Here is a 16,169-nt window from a genome sequence, read left to right as displayed (position 1 = left end):
ATGCACTAGAATGAAAGGCAATGACACTGGCTGTAGCCTTTCATGCCCCTGTCGCGGTTTCTTCTTCTCATCTTTGGCATCATCCTGATTCTGGGTTTAGCGATCTGGCTGATTGATGCGCTCCAGCGGCTTTTCTGGCAACTATCCTATTACCCCCTGCTATCGCAGGCTCTGCTGTTCCTGATCATTGTTCTGATTGGGGTACTGATTGCAGCATTTATCTACTATTTTTTCTGGTTGCCCCAACAACAGAAGCAGAAGAAAAAGCGGGCACGGCGATCGCCGCCCAGAGTTCCCGTTGCTAAAACGGAAGCGGCGGAAGAAACTTTGAAAGCGGTGCGGCAGCAAGTTGCCCAAATCCAGGATGAGGTTGCCCGTCAAGAACTCCTCAGTCGCTCCCGCGAGATTGAACAGAACTTTTCACGCGGAGAGATCCAGGTTGTTGTGTTTGGCACTGGCTCGGCAGGAAAAACCTCGATTGTGAATGGGCTAATTGGGCGCATGGTGGGGGAAGTAGGTGCCCCCATGGGAACTACAGAGGTTGGAGAAACCTATACCCTCAAACTGAAAGGGCTGAATCGGGAAATTCTGATTACTGACACACCGGGAATTCTGGAAGCGGGAGTCGCGGGAACCGAGCGAGAACAGTTGGCACGGCAATTAGCGACTGAGGCGGATTTGCTTCTGTTTGTGCTGGACAATGATCTGCGCCAGTCCGAGTATGACCCGTTGCAGGCATTGGCAGAAATCGGTAAGCGATCGCTGGTTGTCCTCAACAAATCCGATCTTTTCCCTGACACCGATCGAGAAATCATCCTGGCTCGCCTGCGGGAACGGGTCAGGCATCTGGTGGCTGCTGCGGATGTAGTAGCGGTTGCGGCCCGTCCCCAGGCAGTTCTGTTGGAGGAGGGGCAGAAGTTACAGCCCGACCCGGATATCATGCCCCTGATTCGTCGTATGGTTGCCGTCCTGCGGGCAGAAGGGGAAGACTTGGTTGCCGACAACATTCTGCTCCAGTCGCAACGCCTGAGCGAGAAAGCCCGCAAATTGATCGATGCCCAGCGTCGTCGTCAAGCAGACAAGATTGTAGAGCGTTTTCAATGGATTGGGGCGGGGGTGGTGGCGGCAACGCCCTTACCCGTTATCGATCTGCTGGCGGCGGCGGCAGTCAATGCCCAGATGGTAGTTGAGATCGGGCGTGTTTACGGCTGTGAAATTAACACCGATCGCGGGCGCGAACTGGCACTGTCCCTGGGCAAAACTCTGGCAAGTCTGGGCATTGTCAAGGGATCGATAACGCTCGTAACGACGGCACTCCACCTCAGTATTGGCGGTATCATTGTTGGTCGTGCGATTCAGGGAGTGACCGCCGCCTATCTGACCCGAATTGCAGGCAAAAGCTTTATTGAATACTTCCGCCAGGACCAGGACTGGGGAGATGGTGGCATTACAGAAGTTGTGCAGCGGCAGTTTCAACTGAATCGTCGGGATGAATTCATCAAGTCCTTTGTTCAAGAAGCCATTACGCGAGTTGTGCAGCCTTTGCAGTTGAATGGACCAGACCTGGAAGATGCAACAGAATTGGAAGAACTGCATCTGGAAGCAGAACTGGAGCCAAGTTTGCCACCTCAGCGATCGCCGCCTCCTGAAACTTTTCCCCCTCCCTTGGAAGACGATGACTGGGAAGCTCGCAGGACACAGGACGACTGGGAACCCTAGCAGTACGTTTAGGGATTAGGACTCAAGTTGCGATCGCCCCCGCAAATAATCTGCCAGAATTCCCCGTAACTCTATCAGTCCCGCGGTATTTAATGCAATTTGTTGCATATTGATCGATTGCTGCTCTGCGGTAATTGCCTGCTGTTGAGCAATCTGTGCCTGCTGTTGAGCGATCTGTGCCAAAACCTGTCGGATTTCGGTAATCTCAATCGTGTGCTGCTGAATCACTTGTCCCATTTCTGCCTGGGTCATCTCTCCACTTCCCTACACCTGAACTTGAAAATACTTTATCCCAATCCTACTGAAACAAGAGATTTTAGATCCCCGAAATCTTTGAGATTCCAGGGATCTTGGAGGAGTTCCATGCTTAAATCAGTGGGATCTACCCATCCCATTGGGGCAGGTACCATTTCACTACGAAAATCGAGAATTTGCACAATCAACAGGTAAGCAATACTGATTGCAATGGCGATCGCTCCCGTAATGATTGCAATAACTTTAGATCGGTTCATAGTCCCTTCCAAACATCTCCCTAACCAGTGTAGGCAAAAAAAGACAGTGGGTTATAGCAGGGGTCAGAGTTTAGAGAAGAAGACTCCTGTGAGACACAGTTTTGCATTTGCTACGTGCCCCAATCTTGATGGCTACCGCTATTCAGGAAAGGGCGTTGCTGATTTTAGGTATGAATTGAGAGTTGTATGAATTGAAACTTCGTTCCAATTCATACTGCTATTCAGCACCACCCAGGAAAGTCATTTTGTGACTGAATTCCCCGCTATCGCCATCAACCCAGTTTGCCTGATAGGATACGTCTTGAAGCACAGGACCGGAAACCAGCAGCCAGGAGCCAGAATTATAGAAAATCTCTGTCTCCTAGCTCTCGGCTTCTAACTCCTCAGGGAAATAGAAACCTTCTGATACCTGACACCTCGCACCTCACATCTCACGCCTCAAACCCTCTCTCTGCTCTCGCCCCTCTGGCATGGATAGCTACCTCGTTTCTCTAGTCATTTTTACGGCAGTCTATGCCATCTTCAGCCTCGGTCTTAACCTCCAGTGGGGATTTACAGGGCTGATTAATTTTGGGCATGTTGCTTTTATGACCATCGGAGCCTATGCAACGGTGTTGTTGAGTAACGCTGGTTTACCACTGGTTGTAGCCGCCTTGATTGGGGCATCTCTGGCAGCCTTCCTGGGATTGCTGATTGGCTTTTCGACGCTGCGATTGCGAGAAGATTACCTGGCGATCGTCACGATTGGGGTTTCCGAGGTCATTCGTCTGATCGCTCTGAATGAGGAATGGCTCACCAGTGGGGCATTTGGGATTCAACGGTTTGCCCTTCCCCTGGAAAATTTCCGCCCAACTTTGTTGAGTCGGTATGGGATGATTGCCATTTTGACGGTAATTGTTGGGTTGTCCTATTGGCAGCTTTGGAAGTGGGCACGACGGCGGTTTCAAAAGATTGGGACGATCGCCGACTCGGGACTATTACTCACTGGCGTTTGTGCGGCACTAGGGCTATGGCTGTATGGGATTTGTGCGATCGCCCTCTATAACTTTTCCGATAATCCAACCAGAAATGGACTGATGCTCGTTTCTGTCACTGTGCTGGCACTCGTTTTTTGGCGGTTAGAGCTACTCGTGCATTCTCCCTGGGGACGGATTCTTAAAGCGATTCGGGAAGACGAAGAGGTTGCGAAAGCACTCGGCAAAAATGTGTTTTGGTATAAGTTGCAATCCCTGATGCTGGGGGGCTTCATCGCCGGAATCGCCGGGGCTTTGTTTGCATGGCAACTCAGCACTGTTTACCCCGACAACTTTTTGCCGCTGCTCACTTTTAACGCCTGGACCATTGTGGTGCTGGGGGGGGCAGGCAACAATGCCGGGACGCTTCTAGGTGCCGTTATTTTCTGGGCATACCTGACCATTACCCGCGATCTCCCCCAGTTGCTTGGATTTCTCCATTCCCTGATTCCTATCATCCCACCCACGGTTGACGATGCCCGACTAGGCGCGTTTCGGATTATGTTAATTGGATTGATTCTGATTGTGCTGATGATGGCTCGACCTCAGGGAATTTTAGGCAAGAAGGAGGAACTTACCCTTGGTCGATGAATCACCGGAAGTACCCAATTTACCGCGCCCTTCCCCAGAGCAACCTGGGGCGGCGAATTTAGCCGAGATTTTGTCGGATGCTGAAGATAACAGATCTTCACCCCCTTCTCTGCAAGTGCCGCTGTTAACCGCAGGAGGGTTGATCAAGAGCTTCGGCGGCATTCGAGCCGTAGATAATGTGTCCATCGAGGTTGCAAAGGGCAGCGTTACCGGCTTGATTGGACCAAACGGTGCTGGAAAGACCACGCTGTTCAACTTACTGTCTAACTTTATTCATCCAGATCAGGGGCGTGTGCTACTCGATGGTGAGCCGATTCAAAACCTGCAACCCCATCAAATTGCTCAACTGGGGATGGTACGCACGTTCCAGGTCGCCCGTGCTCTGTCTCGCATGTCTGTCCTGGAAAATATGCTGCTGGCAGTTCAAAAGCAAACAGGTGAAAACTTTTGGCGAACCTGGTTTGAGGGCAAGCGAATTCGGGCAGAAGAGCGGCAACAGAAAGAACGGGCAATGACGATTCTGGACTCAGTGGGGTTGGCTCACATGGCAAATGAATACGCAGGGTCCTTGTCAGGTGGTCAACGGAAACTGCTGGAGATGGGGCGGGCATTGATGACAAACCCCCAACTAATTCTGCTGGATGAGCCAGCCGCCGGAGTCAATCCTACGTTGATTAACCAGATTTGCGATCGCATCCTCACCTGGAACCGGGAAGGCATGACCTTTTTGATCATTGAACATAATATGGATGTAATTATGTCCCTGTGCGATCGCGTCTGGGTGCTTGCTGATGGACGCAACCTGGCAATGGGCACTCCTAAAGAGATTCAAACCAATCCCCAGGTATTAGAAGCATACCTGGGGCAGTAGAAGGGATTCTAACCTTAGTCCTTCTTTTTGCTTCGCTTTCTGCTTCTGCCAGGTCTATCATCGTCATCATCGTCATCATCGTCATCGCTCCGAACCATGACACGGACAGGAGTGCCTAATCCTGGTTGAAACTGAACCGGCATGCCTTCTGGGTCAAGCTGAACGGGCATTCCCCCTGGAGGCACTGGAACAGGCACTGCTCCGGGGACAACCGGAGCAGGCACCCCCGCCGGAGCCGATGGAGTAGGTACTTGAGATGGAGTAACCTGGGCAGGCACCGTTGGCACCTGATTCACCGTCGCAGGAGGGGTTAAGAATTTTTGTACCAAAAGCGGAATTGCCGTAGCACCTGCAATCGAAACCGCACCAACCACACCTTTAGTAATTAAGGCTTTCAAGCTTTGCTCGTTCTTAGGAGAGCCAGGGTTTTCTGTCATGGCAAAAACGACTTCTGCAAAAGGTTCATTTCAATTTAATTTTCCAGTTCGATGCACCGCCTACCGTATTCCCACCCGAATCTTGACGGGATCTTCGCCCATTCCAACACTCTGACGAAACAAAAAGCACTTTGTTCCAGGTTTTTTGGCAGTGTTCACTTGATTCCTTGAACTGCAACAGCAGAGCAGAGCGTTTATCCAGGGCACTATAAAGGAAGTTCATCAGAACTCGCCGCTTTCCCTTGTTCAAGCTGGTTACGAACTCGCTGTGATCCCTATGCCAAGTCTCTATACTGAAATCGATATCAATGCCTCCAAACGCGCGGTATGGCAGGCATTAATTCATAAAGAGGCATGGAAATACTGGAATACCTTTCTTTACGATTGTGACTCCCGTCGATCGCTGGAGCAGGGTCGGGAAGTCTGGCTTTCACTACGACGGGTACCTGGAGATGAACAAACTGAATTTCAACCCAGAGTCACACTACTTCAACCGGGATTCTGTCTGAAATGGGTATCATCCATTCCCGGATTTACGAACGAGCATGTGTTTGAGTTGCAAGAAATTGGGCGCGATCGCACTCGCTATGTCCATCAAGAAAACTTTTCTGGCATATTAACTCGCTTCATCTTTCCCTTCATCCGCCAGGATGAATTGCAGGGCATTCGCCGAATGGCGCGGGAATTGAAATGGCATGTAGAGAAATAGAGGGCGTTGCCAAAAATTAAACCGACTGGCTTCAAATGAGAAGACAGCCGGTTTATAGCGTTTTTGAATCCAGTGAGGTACATGGATAGCCGTAGAACTTAAATCAAACAGATGCGATGTACTCACCCAGAAAGGAAACGCTATGGGGGAACGACCTAATCAAACCGTTGAAGAACTAGCCTCTGGAAATAAAGTCTTGCCCTTGCTTTAGAGCCTGTTGACCAATATTCTTGGCAACCCAACCCAAAGCCAGTGCCAGAGGAAGAAAAACAATGAGCAAACGCCAGTCCATAACCTTAACCTCTCGCTTTAATTGATAAAGATTTTTGAATCGCTCTCATATTTATGTTTTATCGTAAGTGGGCAAGTTTTCATAGTCTTTTTTGGCATGGATGAGGGCTAACTTTCTATAACGTTCAGCGTGGAGGATAAGTTCTGCCGCTTCATCTTCGGAAATTTGGCGCAGGACTTTGCCAGGGATACCCACAACCAGCGATCGCGCTGGCACATTTTTGGTAACAACGGCTCCTGCCCCAATGATGCTGCCTGCACCGACCCGCACCCCGTCCAATACGATGGCTCCGATACCAATTAAGCAACCCTGCTCAATGTAGGCGCTATGGATGACTGCCCGATGCCCCACTGTGACGTGATTCTCCAGCACCGTCGGTTTTCCTGGATCGCCGTGCAGAATTGCTCCATCCTGAATATTGGTACAGGCACCAATCACAATCTGTTCAATATCTCCCCGGACTACTGCCCCGTACCAAACACTGGCACCCTTTGCCACCTCAACGTTGCCAATCACCGTGGCATTAGGGGCAACAAATGCTGCCAGGGAAAGAACTGGATCGGACCAGGAAGATGGATAGTCGAGAAAATCACTCACAACAGTGCCTGAATAAGAATGAATTAAACGTAGAATTTGCTTAAGGGTAAGAACTTATCTAGCTATAATAAAATCCAGTGGCACTGATACATAGAGAACAGGCAAATTGCCCTCGATGACCAACCCCGGCTTGCAATATCCAATCTTCGGTCCGGAGATTCAGTGCCCTCACTGCCGTCAAACCATTCCGGCACTGACTCTGACAGATACCTATTTGTGCCAGCGCCATGGGGCATTTGAGGCAAATCCCAAGACTGGTGAGCTAATTCACCTTCAGTCTGGTCGGCACTGGCGGCAATGGGAGAGTGAGTGGTACCGCCAGCATACCCATCCCGATGGCATTCGATTTGAAATTCATGAAGCCCTTGATCGACTTTACACTCAAGGCTATCGGGCTACTCGTGTGATTATTGCACAACGGTATAAGGAGCTAATTAGCACCTATCTGGAGCGAAGTACACCCTGGCGCGGGCAAGCAGATTCTCCCCGCCCTCGGCTATATGGGCTTCCAGTTGAGTTTAGCCCTGATCCCAAAGAAGATCCTTGCTGGGAAGTGATCAACTTTGATCTAGAGAAGGAACCGGGGGCACCTGTGCGTTATCCCTACTTCCGATTATTTGAATAACGTAATACGGAGTACCTTCAAATTTTTGGCTTCTGGAAGAATGATTCAGCAAATTCCTCCTGGGAAAGCAGCTTAGGAGATTTCCAGATAAAAACTTACCACAGTTCCCCGCTCCGGGGACGATCGCCTGGTTTTGCATCGGGTAGACGGTCACTTAGACATTCATACTGCTCACGGGTTAGGTTGCTGGGATAGGCTTTACTCACCTGGCTCTCTCTGTGCTGTTGGTCTATTTGCAGCCTACACTGAGAGAGCTTTTTACCACCCAACCGACTTTTAAGACCTCCTCTAACACCTGATCCTCCCCCGCCCCCCTCACGCGGTAACATGAGATTTGCAAAATTAGAAAGGTTTGCTCTGCCATGCCCAATGCCTTTGTCATCGGTCTCGGAAAATCAGGCGTTGCCGCCGCACGATTACTCACACGAGAAGGCTGGCAGGTGATTGTCAAAGACCGGGGCACGGCTGAAGCCTTGCAGCAGCAGCAGCAAGAACTTGCAGTACAGGGCATTACCGTTCACCTGGGAGATGGCTTCAGTCCCGATCTGATTTCAGCATCGGATGTCCAATTGATTGTGGTCAGTCCGGGGGTACCGTGGGATGCACCAGGACTGGTACGTGCCAGAGAGCTAGGGATTGAAACCATTGGTGAGATGGAGTTGGCATGGCGGTATCTGCAAGACTGCCCCTGGGTCGGTGTCACTGGAACCAACGGTAAAACGACGACGACGGCTCTAATTGCCGCCATTTTTCAGGCGGCTGGGTTGAATGCCCCGGCATTTGGAAATATTGGCTATGCTGCCTGTGAAGTGGCACTGGCAGAAAAAAAGCCAGATTGGGCGATCGCCGAACTCAGCAGCTACCAGATTGAATCTTCTCCTACCATTTCACCCCAAATTGCCGTTTGGACAACCTTCACCCCCGACCACCTGAACCGCCACAAAACCCTGGAAAATTACTATGCCATCAAAGCCCATCTCCTCAGTCAGGCAAAGTATCAGGTGTTGAATGGCGATGACCCCTACCTGCGGCAAATAGGGCAGCAGCAAGCAAACCCGGTACGCTCCGATAGCTGCTGGACCAGTATGAACGGTCGAGCTAACCTGCTGGGTGATCCTACCCTCGGAGTTTTCATTGAAGATGCCTGGGTCAGAACGGCAAAAGAACTGATTCTGCCCGTCAGCCTGTTGCGGATGCCCGGAAATCACAACCAGCAAAATCTGCTGATGGCAGTCGCAGCGGCAAAATTAGCGGGCATCGACAAAGGGGCGATCGCCCATGCCATTGCCACCTTCCCCGGTGTGCCCCATCGCCTAGAACCCATCTGCACCTGGCAGGGCATCGACTTCATCAACGACAGCAAAGCCACTAATTACGATGCCGCCCAGGTTGGACTGTCTGCCGTCCACAGTCCTGCCATCCTGATTGCCGGAGGCGAGGCAAAAATCGGGGATGATGATGCCTGGATTGCCACTATTCAAGCCAAAGCCGCGTTTGTTCTTCTGATTGGCAATGCTGCCCCTGCCTTTGCCCAGCGATTGGAACAAGCAGGCTATGCCAACCTGGAAATTGTGGAAACTATGGAACGGGCAGTACCGCGATCGGCAGAATTAGCCAAGCAGTACAATGCCCAGGTCGTTCTCCTTTCCCCTGCCTGTGCCAGCTTTGACCAATACCAGAACTTTGAGCAACGGGGTGATCATTTTCGCCAAATCTGCCTGGAGCAGTTGAGTCATTAAGGGTAAGGGGGAAAGGGCAAAGGGGAAAGGCTGAAGGTAAAGTTTAGCTGCCCCCCTACCCCTACTCCCTACCCCCTACTCCTTCTTACTCAAACCACCTCAAATGTAATCGACAAGGCTGCAAGCTGAGAGGTGTCTATACTTCTAATTCCCTTGCTGGCTTGAGTTCCACTGCCTCTGGTTCCTGAGTCTATATCATCCAGCAAGTTACCGATCACTTCTGTGGGGTCGCTCAGTGCCACAGGTCCACGGGACTGCCCACCTCGGGTTGCCACTCCCTGTAGGGCTTTCAAGGCATTCCCTAATGGTGCGCTACTGGCAATAATTAACACTTCCGTGGCACCTCTGGGTTCCTGGGTGACGAGGCTAAAGGTATCTTTTCCCGGTTCTGGAATGCGTAGGGTTTGCCCTGCTGCCACCTGCATCACTTCAGCAGAAGCCGTCCACTGGTTAGGAAAAATCACCGCCATTTCGCCAGCAGAGTCGATCACCAGAACACTGAAGTACAGATCACGGGGTTCGTTGTTGGTAACACGAAACTGAATAGCCGTTCCCAGGGACAGCCGTTGCAGGCTGTCGGCAGTTGCAGGTTTGGGGGCGATCGCCTTTCCGGTGCCACGAACGGCAAAGGTGCTGGCAATCAGATTTTCCTTGCCTTCTGGAGTCATGGAAACCGCCACATTCAGCCGGGAGGAGTTTGTATTGAGGGTGAGTTTGACAATCCGGGCGGCTAACAAGGACTTTAATTTTGCTTGCAGCCGAGTCACCGCAGCCGTCACGGCTTCTCCTGCTTCACCAAAGGAGTTGGGAACAATATCCTGACCTGGGTAGAAAAGCCCAATACTCCCGGCGGGAGGTAAATTAGGCGCTTTCTGTAACTGCTGACGATAGGTTGCGGTCATACGCCCCAGGATGTACTGCACTTCTCCCTGCTGAAGGGGTTTTGCCTCAATCCGCCTGATGGACTGTAACGCCTGCCTTGCCTGGGCAGTGTCATTTCCTAGAGAGGGGTCAAGCCCAATTTTTAAGGTCAGATCCGTGGGAATCCCCCGCACTTTTTCTTGCAGCAGCGCACCGGGCTTGGCAGCATTCAGCAGTTTCCCGCGTCCGACTAACCCCTGGCGAGACTCCAGCCTGACCTGCCCCTGTTGCCCCCCGGTGCTATCCACTGCCGTCAGAAGGGCATCTCGCTCAAATGCTGCCAGACTTTGGGGATTGAGTCCGCCCAACCATAACTCCGCCCAATCGCCCTCCACCTTAGTCACCACTGCCTCTGCGGGAGCAGTCTGCTTGGGTGTGAAGTAAAGCAATTGTTTGTCGTGCCCGCTTCCTGGCTTCACTTCAAACACCGGCACCTGACTACTGGAAGAGGCTTTGGTTGTAGTGCGGGCGATACTGGGAATGGCATTACTGACCACCGCCGTCCCAGGTTCCTGCCAGAGATACTGGGTCATGAGATAGGTAAATGCCCCGGCATAAAAATCGCTGAAAGGTGCATCTGCTGCCAGTTGATCCCGTTTGGCAGAGGCAATCACGACCCCTTTCGCCACGCCGGCTCGTCGCTGCCGCACAAATTCAGCCGGAGTCAGGTTTAGCCGGGACAGCCACTGCCTCTGATATTCCAATTCCAGCGGATCTGGCTGAAGAATAGCACCTCCACTGCGCGATCGCACCCGCAGGTTGCCACGGGTTCCCCCACCCGAATGGCAACTATCCAGCACAACGGTGACATTCTCAGTTGGTATCGCACTCATCAACAGGAACAGCGTATGCCCCATGATGTCTTTAACCGCTCCCCCTTTTTCAGGAAATCCCTGGGGTAGAGCGGCATCCACTGGAACAAACGTGCTGTTCAAGCCATCTGGCTCATCCAGATCGGGGTCAGACACCTGGGAACCATGCCCAGAGAAATGAAACACCACCACATCCCCTGGTTTTGCCTGTTTAATCAGGTGCTCTTCAAAAGCAGTCAAAATTCCCTGACGAGTTGCTTGGGCATCGACCAGGGTCAAAATATCTTTTGGATTAAAGCCAAACCGATGAATTAGCAGTTGTCGCTGAAGTTCCACATCCGTTGCACAACCTTGCAGAGCAGAAAACTGGCTACTCTCCGGGTACTCATTAATCCCGATCAGGAGTGCCAGTTTTCGGGGCGTTCCCTGGGACAGTACCCTGGCATAGCGAACCCCCTGCTGATGGATATCCCACTGGCTCAAACCCAGGGCTGCCAGAGTAGAACCTGCAAATTGAAGGAAATGACGACGGCGGAGAGGCATAGGTGGAGAGGGGAGAGGGGAGGGGGGGACAGGGGACAGGGGAAGAAAGGGGGAGAAACTATGTCAGTGATAACTCAATCTGTGCTGTTTTTCAGGGAAAAGAGATGATACCGATTTGAACGGACTTGTGGGCACATCGAAGTTCTGGAGGGGCTTGGCAGTGCCAAGCCCGTACTGGGATCTGCCGTGGTTTCAATTCAAATTGGTATGAAAACTAGCAGTTCCAAGTTGGTAAAAGGTATAGCAGGTGCCAGGTGTCAGAGTGCCAGGTGTCAGATACCAGGGTGAAAAGGACGGTGCGTAAGCGATCGCCAACCCTGCATCCCGCACTCCGTAACCTGTACCCTGCACTCCACACTTCACACTCTGCATTCCTACCCCGCACTACCCCTCCCGCTACCTATCCCCCAAATTTCTGCAATCGGTCTGGTAATTGGCTTGGGAAAGGGTACGCTCAGTGGCATGATATTGATATTGAAAAGACTCAATCCCATTCGATGGATCTCATTCCAGGTCTGACAGACCTGCCTGTACAGCAGGTTCAGCCGATTGAGTCCGCCATCATATTGATAACCCAGATACCCTCAGCCACACTAAGGAGAATCATGCTTAAAAGATACATTTGGCTGGCTCTAGCCACTGTATTCTTCACCTTTCAAATGTTTGTCGGAACCGTCTCGGCGGCTGAACTGGACGTGAACACTCGGACAGTTTCCGTGAATGATCAAGGTGACACGGTTGTATTGAGCTTGAAGCAAGTTAAGGAAGGGAAACGTCTGTTCCAGTATGCCTGTGCCCAATGCCATGTCGGGGGCGTTACCAAAACAGACCCCAACGTTACCCTCGACCCAGAATCTCTGTCGCTGGCGACTCCACCCCGCAATAATATCGACTCTCTGGTTGATTACATGGAAAACCCCACCAGCTATGACGGGGTTGATTCTATTGCGGAGATTCATCCTAGCCTGAAGAGCAAAGATACCTTTCCAGAAATGCGTAATTTGACTAAGGATGATTTAGTGGCGATCGCTGGTCACATCCTGCTTCAGCCTAAAGTGGTAGGTGAAAAGTGGGGCGGCGGCAAGATCTACTACTAAACAAGTTCTAGGTTATAAAACTTCAAACGGTTGACATTGACTTTAGGCTCTAGGCTTTTACCTGGATTTTTGAATCCAAGTCTTTCAGAGTCTAAAGTTTTTTTCTTAGCACGCCTTCCTAAGGAATGAGAATTAAATAAGTTCGGAATTGGGTAGGGGCGGGATTTACCGTCAAATCCATCGCACCAGGCAAATTGGACTGCTAAACCCGCCCGTACAGTTTACGGGGTTATTAAATCCAGGATCCTAAGTATTTAGTTCAATGCAACAACGACTCTTTAAGATTGGCTTTTTAGTTCTAACTGCCATCGTTTGTTTGCAAACGATTTGCATTCAGCCTGCCTGGGCAGCGATCGACTCCTATGTTGCCCGTCACCTGAAGGTGACCGAACCAATTTCATTGGAAATGGACTCCCAGGGACAAACTAAACCGTTTTCCGCGGAGAACCTGTCGGAGGGCAAGCAACTATTTGAGCGCAATTGTCTCAACTGCCATGTGGGCGGCTCCACACTGCCCGATCCCACCGTACCCCTTTCCCTGACTGCTTTGGAGGGTGCAACACCTCGGCGGGATACGATTAATGGCTTAGTGGCTTACCTGCGTCAGCCCATGACTTACGATGGCAGCGAAGAAACTGTATGGTGCCGTCAGGTGCCAGAAACCTGGTTATCCCAGGAAGAGATAGAAAATTTAGCTGGGTTTATATTGCGAGCTGCCCAGGTTGCTCCGGGCTGGGGCACAGAAACCTTTCAGGGGGATTAATGCAGATCTTCGACAAGCTGTCGTAGATTTGTTTTAGAATTTTGGAGTGTATGTAAGTATTCACTCTGAAGAAAACCATGAAACTGTTTACTTCTGTTACAAGAAGCATTTGTCTGACCCTGGCGGCTGCACTGTTGTTTGTTAGCAGCCTGTTCCTGTCCCCCTCCCCTGCTGCCGCTGCGACCCACACCGTTAAGATGGGTGGCGATACGGGTATGTTGGTGTTTCAACCTGACAAACTGAACGTTAAACCAGGTGACACAGTGCAGTTTGTCGTTAACAAAGTTCCTCCTCATAACGTCATTTTTGACGACACAGCCATCCCCGGTAAAGACAAAGCCCTAGCGAAGTCCCTGTCTCACCAGAATATGGAAATGACACCCGGCTCAAATTTTGAAGTTACCATCCCCAAAGATGCCCCTGCGGGCGAGTACACCTACTTCTGTGCGCCGCACCGTAGCGCTGGAATGACCGGCAAGTTGATTGTCGGCGGTTAATTCGACTGAACGGATATCTCTCAGGTTCTCCTCTCTTATGGGATGATCATCAATGCTTGTAGGAAAGTTCAATTATTTTCTGCTGCATGCGTCCATGCTTATACCTCATACTTGTCAAGGGGAGAACCTATTTGAAAACGCTTTATGGACTGGTCGGGCTAGCGATCGCCCTGGTTTTGATATTCGTCACATCGCCTGTTCTGGCGGCTGATCTGGGCAATGGTGAAAAAATCTTTAATGCCAATTGTTCTGCCTGTCACGTCGGTGGCAACAATGTGATTATTGCCAACAAAACCCTCAAAAAAGATGCGCTGGAGAAGTACGATATGTTCTCTCTAGAAGCAGTGAAAACTCAGGTGGCGAAAGGCAAAAATGCGATGCCTGCCTTTGGCGCAAGGTTGAGGGCGGATCAGATTGAGGACGTTGCCACCTACGTTCTAGAGCAATCTAAGAAGGGCTGGTAGTTTTCTCGTACTATTACCAGACTTCTAAATGGTGACTTAATTTCTCCCCTTGAGCGCTTCAGGGGGATTTGTTTTTTCTAATAGAACAGAATAAATCTATCCCGCAGCTCACGCGATTCTAGATAGAATGCGGTATCTTCCTTGCAGACCCCCTTTAGGAAAAATCAGTGGTTCCCATTCGCGACAATAATCCAACGCAGATTACCCCGTTTGTAACCTATGGGCTAATCATTGCTAACATCGTGGTCTTTGCCTACGAGTTGACTCTGGCACCGGATCAACTGAAGGAGTTTTTCTTTACCTGGGCGCTTGTGCCCGCAGAATTCACGAAAAGCTTGATGGGCGAACCCACCTATTCTGCGATTCCGGAGTGGCTCACCCTGTTTACTTCCCAATTTCTACACGGAGGTTTCCTGCATATTGGCGGCAACATGCTCTTCCTCTGGATTTTTGGTAATAATGTGGAAGAGCAATTGGGGCATTTGCGATACCTGGTTTTTTACCTGGCGTGTGGGGCACTGGCAGCCCTTGCCCAATGGTTTTTCTCCGCCTATTCAACCGTTCCGTCTTTAGGGGCAAGTGGGGCGATCGCAGGGGTGATGGGCGCTTACATCCTGCGGTTTCCCAAGGCACGCATCCTGACCCTCATCCCACTGGGTTTTATTCTATTTCCAATTAACATTCCCGCCTTTGTCTTCCTGGGTATCTGGTTTGTCCAGCAGGCACTATACAGCGTTGCCAGCCTTGATGCACCAATGAACATTGGCACCGAAGGAGGGGGAATTGCTTACTGGGCGCACGCAGGCGGCTTTGTTTTTGGTGCTATCTTGGGACCCATGCTGGGGTTGTTTTCTGGACCGCGAACTCGGCGATAAACTAGAAAACGCGACAATTTAGAAAGTCAGCGCAACCAAAAGGTTCCCTTCCTATTTTCCATCTAGTTTCCACCCTTCACTCCTCTGCCTTCTAGAATTAAAAACTGAAAATTAAAAATTAAAAACCCAACAACTCTTCACTCCTCTCCCCTCACTCCTCCAAAAACCCCAGGAGATCATCCATGCCCCGATTTAATCCCTATACGCTACAGATGCAAATCACCCGCATGTTTGAGCAGGGGCAGTCCCTTTTTGCAACGACCAAAGTGCACGACTGGTTGAAGGAGCGTAACGAAGACCCTGCTGCTTACGAGGTTATGTTTCATCAAAAACCTGCCCCACCAGGTTCAGGGGAGGTTATGGTTGTCGAAGTTGAACTGCGCCGCAAGGACGGGCAACCTGTTGATCCCTGGTTGCAAGAACAAATTAATCAGCATGCCTGAGAGAGGCTAATCAGCCCAGGTTAATTCCACCCCCCACAGAGAGATATTCTTCGGATGAAGGATTGTTTCGATAGGCGGCATTTTTAAGGGTGTCTTTGCTAGCGTTGTTTTTAGCCCAGTCGCTTAAAGCTGATTTCAAAAGCTTTCAATGGCTAGATTAAACCTCGCCAACTTAGAAACCCGTAGTTTTTCCTGGAAAAAATCTCCGGTTCTCCAACTTGGATGAGGTTTAGAAGAGATGCCCCTATTTGCCCCTACGTATAGGAGGTTTCATGGTGAAATCAAGCGCAACCCAACCGATTCCCGATGATTTGGTTATCGGTCCAGAACCCCGGAAGCCAGTCATTGATCCAACCTTGGGTATTCCGGTTTCTGTCAATCGTACAGGAACGCCGCGTCATCGTCTGGTTGCGATCGGAGACTCTTTGACCCACGGTTTTCAGAGTGGTGCCATCTTCAATACGGGTCTTTCCTATCCTGTAATGATTGCTGAGGCATTGGGTTGGAAACAGCCGTTTCGTTACCCAACCTTGTATCTTTCGAGAGTAGGTAGCCCGTCCCAACCGAGGTGAAAAAAACGCCGTTCCGTAGCGCGGGTCGCCAGTATCGTAAAAAAGCGCCTAGTAGACTGCACCCAACTGGTGTCAGA

The 16,169-nt window shown here is 50.8% G+C and carries 20 protein-coding genes; 13 read left to right on the top strand and 7 right to left on the bottom strand.

Annotated elements, in window-relative coordinates:
* Positions 1–42: 42 nt before the first annotated feature.
* Complete coding sequence (locus tag AC1S52_RS29245) at positions 43–1,719, top strand: DUF697 domain-containing protein (protein ID WP_482032580.1); 1,677 nt, start codon at positions 43–45, stop codon at positions 1,717–1,719.
* Positions 1,720–1,734: 15 nt separating this feature from the next.
* Here the strand turns inward: AC1S52_RS29245 and AC1S52_RS29240 are convergent, their stop codons facing one another.
* Both AC1S52_RS29240 and AC1S52_RS29235 read right to left on the bottom strand, forming a co-directional pair.
* On the bottom strand, positions 1,735–1,971 hold the full coding sequence (locus AC1S52_RS29240; RefSeq protein WP_482032579.1) for a hypothetical protein: 237 nt from the start codon (positions 1,969–1,971) through the stop codon (positions 1,735–1,737).
* 35 nt (positions 1,972–2,006) lie between these two features.
* The gene (locus tag AC1S52_RS29235; protein WP_482032578.1) at positions 2,007–2,231 is read right to left on the bottom strand and encodes a hypothetical protein; all 225 of its coding nucleotides are present in this window, start codon (positions 2,229–2,231) and stop codon (positions 2,007–2,009) included.
* A 470-nt stretch (positions 2,232–2,701) separates the two neighbouring features.
* Between AC1S52_RS29235 and AC1S52_RS29230 the strand changes: the two genes are divergently transcribed.
* A complete protein-coding gene (locus AC1S52_RS29230; RefSeq protein WP_482032577.1) occupies positions 2,702–3,835 on the top strand; it encodes a branched-chain amino acid ABC transporter permease in 1,134 nt (377 codons plus the stop codon).
* A complete protein-coding gene (locus AC1S52_RS29225) occupies positions 3,825–4,706 on the top strand; it encodes an ABC transporter ATP-binding protein (protein ID WP_482032576.1) in 882 nt (293 codons plus the stop codon). The genes AC1S52_RS29230 and AC1S52_RS29225 overlap by 11 nt, the downstream gene beginning before the upstream one ends.
* Positions 4,707–4,720: 14 nt before the next feature.
* Here AC1S52_RS29225 and AC1S52_RS29220 read toward each other — a convergent pair whose 3' ends face one another.
* Entirely contained in the window at positions 4,721–5,143 is a 423-nt protein-coding gene (locus AC1S52_RS29220) for a hypothetical protein (RefSeq protein WP_482032575.1), read from the bottom strand.
* 277 nt (positions 5,144–5,420) lie between these two features.
* On the opposite strand from AC1S52_RS29220, the gene AC1S52_RS29215 reads away from it, so the two are divergent.
* Positions 5,421–5,852 (top strand): SRPBCC domain-containing protein, encoded by a 432-nt coding sequence (locus AC1S52_RS29215; protein ID WP_482032574.1) that lies wholly within the window; start codon positions 5,421–5,423, stop codon positions 5,850–5,852.
* A 175-nt stretch (positions 5,853–6,027) separates the two neighbouring features.
* Here the strand turns inward: AC1S52_RS29215 and AC1S52_RS29210 are convergent, their stop codons facing one another.
* Positions 6,028–6,144: a photosystem II protein Y gene (locus tag AC1S52_RS29210; protein ID WP_482032573.1), complete on the bottom strand. Its 117-nt coding sequence runs from the start codon at positions 6,142–6,144 to the stop codon at positions 6,028–6,030.
* Positions 6,145–6,195: 51 nt separating this feature from the next.
* Entirely contained in the window at positions 6,196–6,741 is a 546-nt protein-coding gene (locus tag AC1S52_RS29205; RefSeq protein WP_482032572.1) for a gamma carbonic anhydrase family protein, read from the bottom strand.
* 115 nt (positions 6,742–6,856) lie between these two features.
* Here AC1S52_RS29205 and AC1S52_RS29200 point away from each other — a divergent pair, with 115 nt between their 5' ends.
* Both AC1S52_RS29200 and murD read left to right on the top strand, forming a co-directional pair.
* On the top strand, positions 6,857–7,366 hold the full coding sequence (locus tag AC1S52_RS29200; RefSeq protein ID WP_482032571.1) for a TIGR02652 family protein: 510 nt from the start codon (positions 6,857–6,859) through the stop codon (positions 7,364–7,366).
* A gap of 362 nt (positions 7,367–7,728) precedes the next feature.
* The gene (gene murD, locus AC1S52_RS29195) at positions 7,729–9,105 is read left to right on the top strand and encodes a UDP-N-acetylmuramoyl-L-alanine--D-glutamate ligase (RefSeq protein ID WP_482032570.1); all 1,377 of its coding nucleotides are present in this window, start codon (positions 7,729–7,731) and stop codon (positions 9,103–9,105) included.
* Between the two features lie 89 nt (positions 9,106–9,194).
* Here murD and AC1S52_RS29190 read toward each other — a convergent pair whose 3' ends face one another.
* Together AC1S52_RS29190 and AC1S52_RS29185 are read right to left on the bottom strand one after the other, a co-directional pair.
* Positions 9,195–11,381, bottom strand: a complete 2,187-nt coding sequence (locus AC1S52_RS29190; RefSeq protein WP_482032569.1) for a caspase family protein — start codon at positions 11,379–11,381, stop codon at positions 9,195–9,197.
* A gap of 192 nt (positions 11,382–11,573) precedes the next feature.
* A complete protein-coding gene (locus tag AC1S52_RS29185) occupies positions 11,574–11,744 on the bottom strand; it encodes a hypothetical protein (RefSeq protein ID WP_482032568.1) in 171 nt (56 codons plus the stop codon).
* Between the two features lie 242 nt (positions 11,745–11,986).
* On the opposite strand from AC1S52_RS29185, the gene psbV reads away from it, so the two are divergent.
* The 7 genes from psbV to AC1S52_RS29150 all read left to right on the top strand — a co-directional run bounded on the left by psbV (position 11,987) and on the right by AC1S52_RS29150 (position 16,092).
* Complete coding sequence (gene psbV, locus AC1S52_RS29180) at positions 11,987–12,478, top strand: photosystem II cytochrome c-550 (RefSeq protein WP_482032567.1); 492 nt, start codon at positions 11,987–11,989, stop codon at positions 12,476–12,478.
* 262 nt (positions 12,479–12,740) lie between these two features.
* Entirely contained in the window at positions 12,741–13,241 is a 501-nt protein-coding gene (gene psbV2, locus AC1S52_RS29175) for a photosystem II cytochrome PsbV2 (RefSeq protein WP_482032566.1), read from the top strand.
* A 77-nt stretch (positions 13,242–13,318) separates the two neighbouring features.
* Positions 13,319–13,738: a plastocyanin gene (gene petE, locus AC1S52_RS29170; RefSeq protein ID WP_482032565.1), complete on the top strand. Its 420-nt coding sequence runs from the start codon at positions 13,319–13,321 to the stop codon at positions 13,736–13,738.
* Positions 13,739–13,869: 131 nt separating this feature from the next.
* Positions 13,870–14,202: a cytochrome c6 PetJ gene (gene petJ / locus AC1S52_RS29165; protein ID WP_482032564.1), complete on the top strand. Its 333-nt coding sequence runs from the start codon at positions 13,870–13,872 to the stop codon at positions 14,200–14,202.
* Between the two features lie 167 nt (positions 14,203–14,369).
* Positions 14,370–15,077 carry a rhomboid family intramembrane serine protease gene (locus tag AC1S52_RS29160; RefSeq protein ID WP_482032563.1) on the top strand — a complete coding sequence of 236 codons (708 nt, stop codon included), beginning with the start codon at positions 14,370–14,372 and terminating at the stop codon, positions 15,075–15,077.
* Positions 15,078–15,259: 182 nt separating this feature from the next.
* Complete coding sequence (locus tag AC1S52_RS29155) at positions 15,260–15,520, top strand: hypothetical protein (protein WP_482032562.1); 261 nt, start codon at positions 15,260–15,262, stop codon at positions 15,518–15,520.
* Between the two features lie 272 nt (positions 15,521–15,792).
* The gene (locus AC1S52_RS29150) at positions 15,793–16,092 is read left to right on the top strand and encodes a hypothetical protein (protein ID WP_482032561.1); all 300 of its coding nucleotides are present in this window, start codon (positions 15,793–15,795) and stop codon (positions 16,090–16,092) included.
* Positions 16,093–16,169: the final 77 nt, after the last annotated feature.

It is taken from the genome of Kovacikia sp. CALU 1929 (assembly GCF_056784235.1).
Note: the sequence above shows the minus strand (reverse complement) of the source record. Positions and strands in the feature narration are given on the sequence as shown.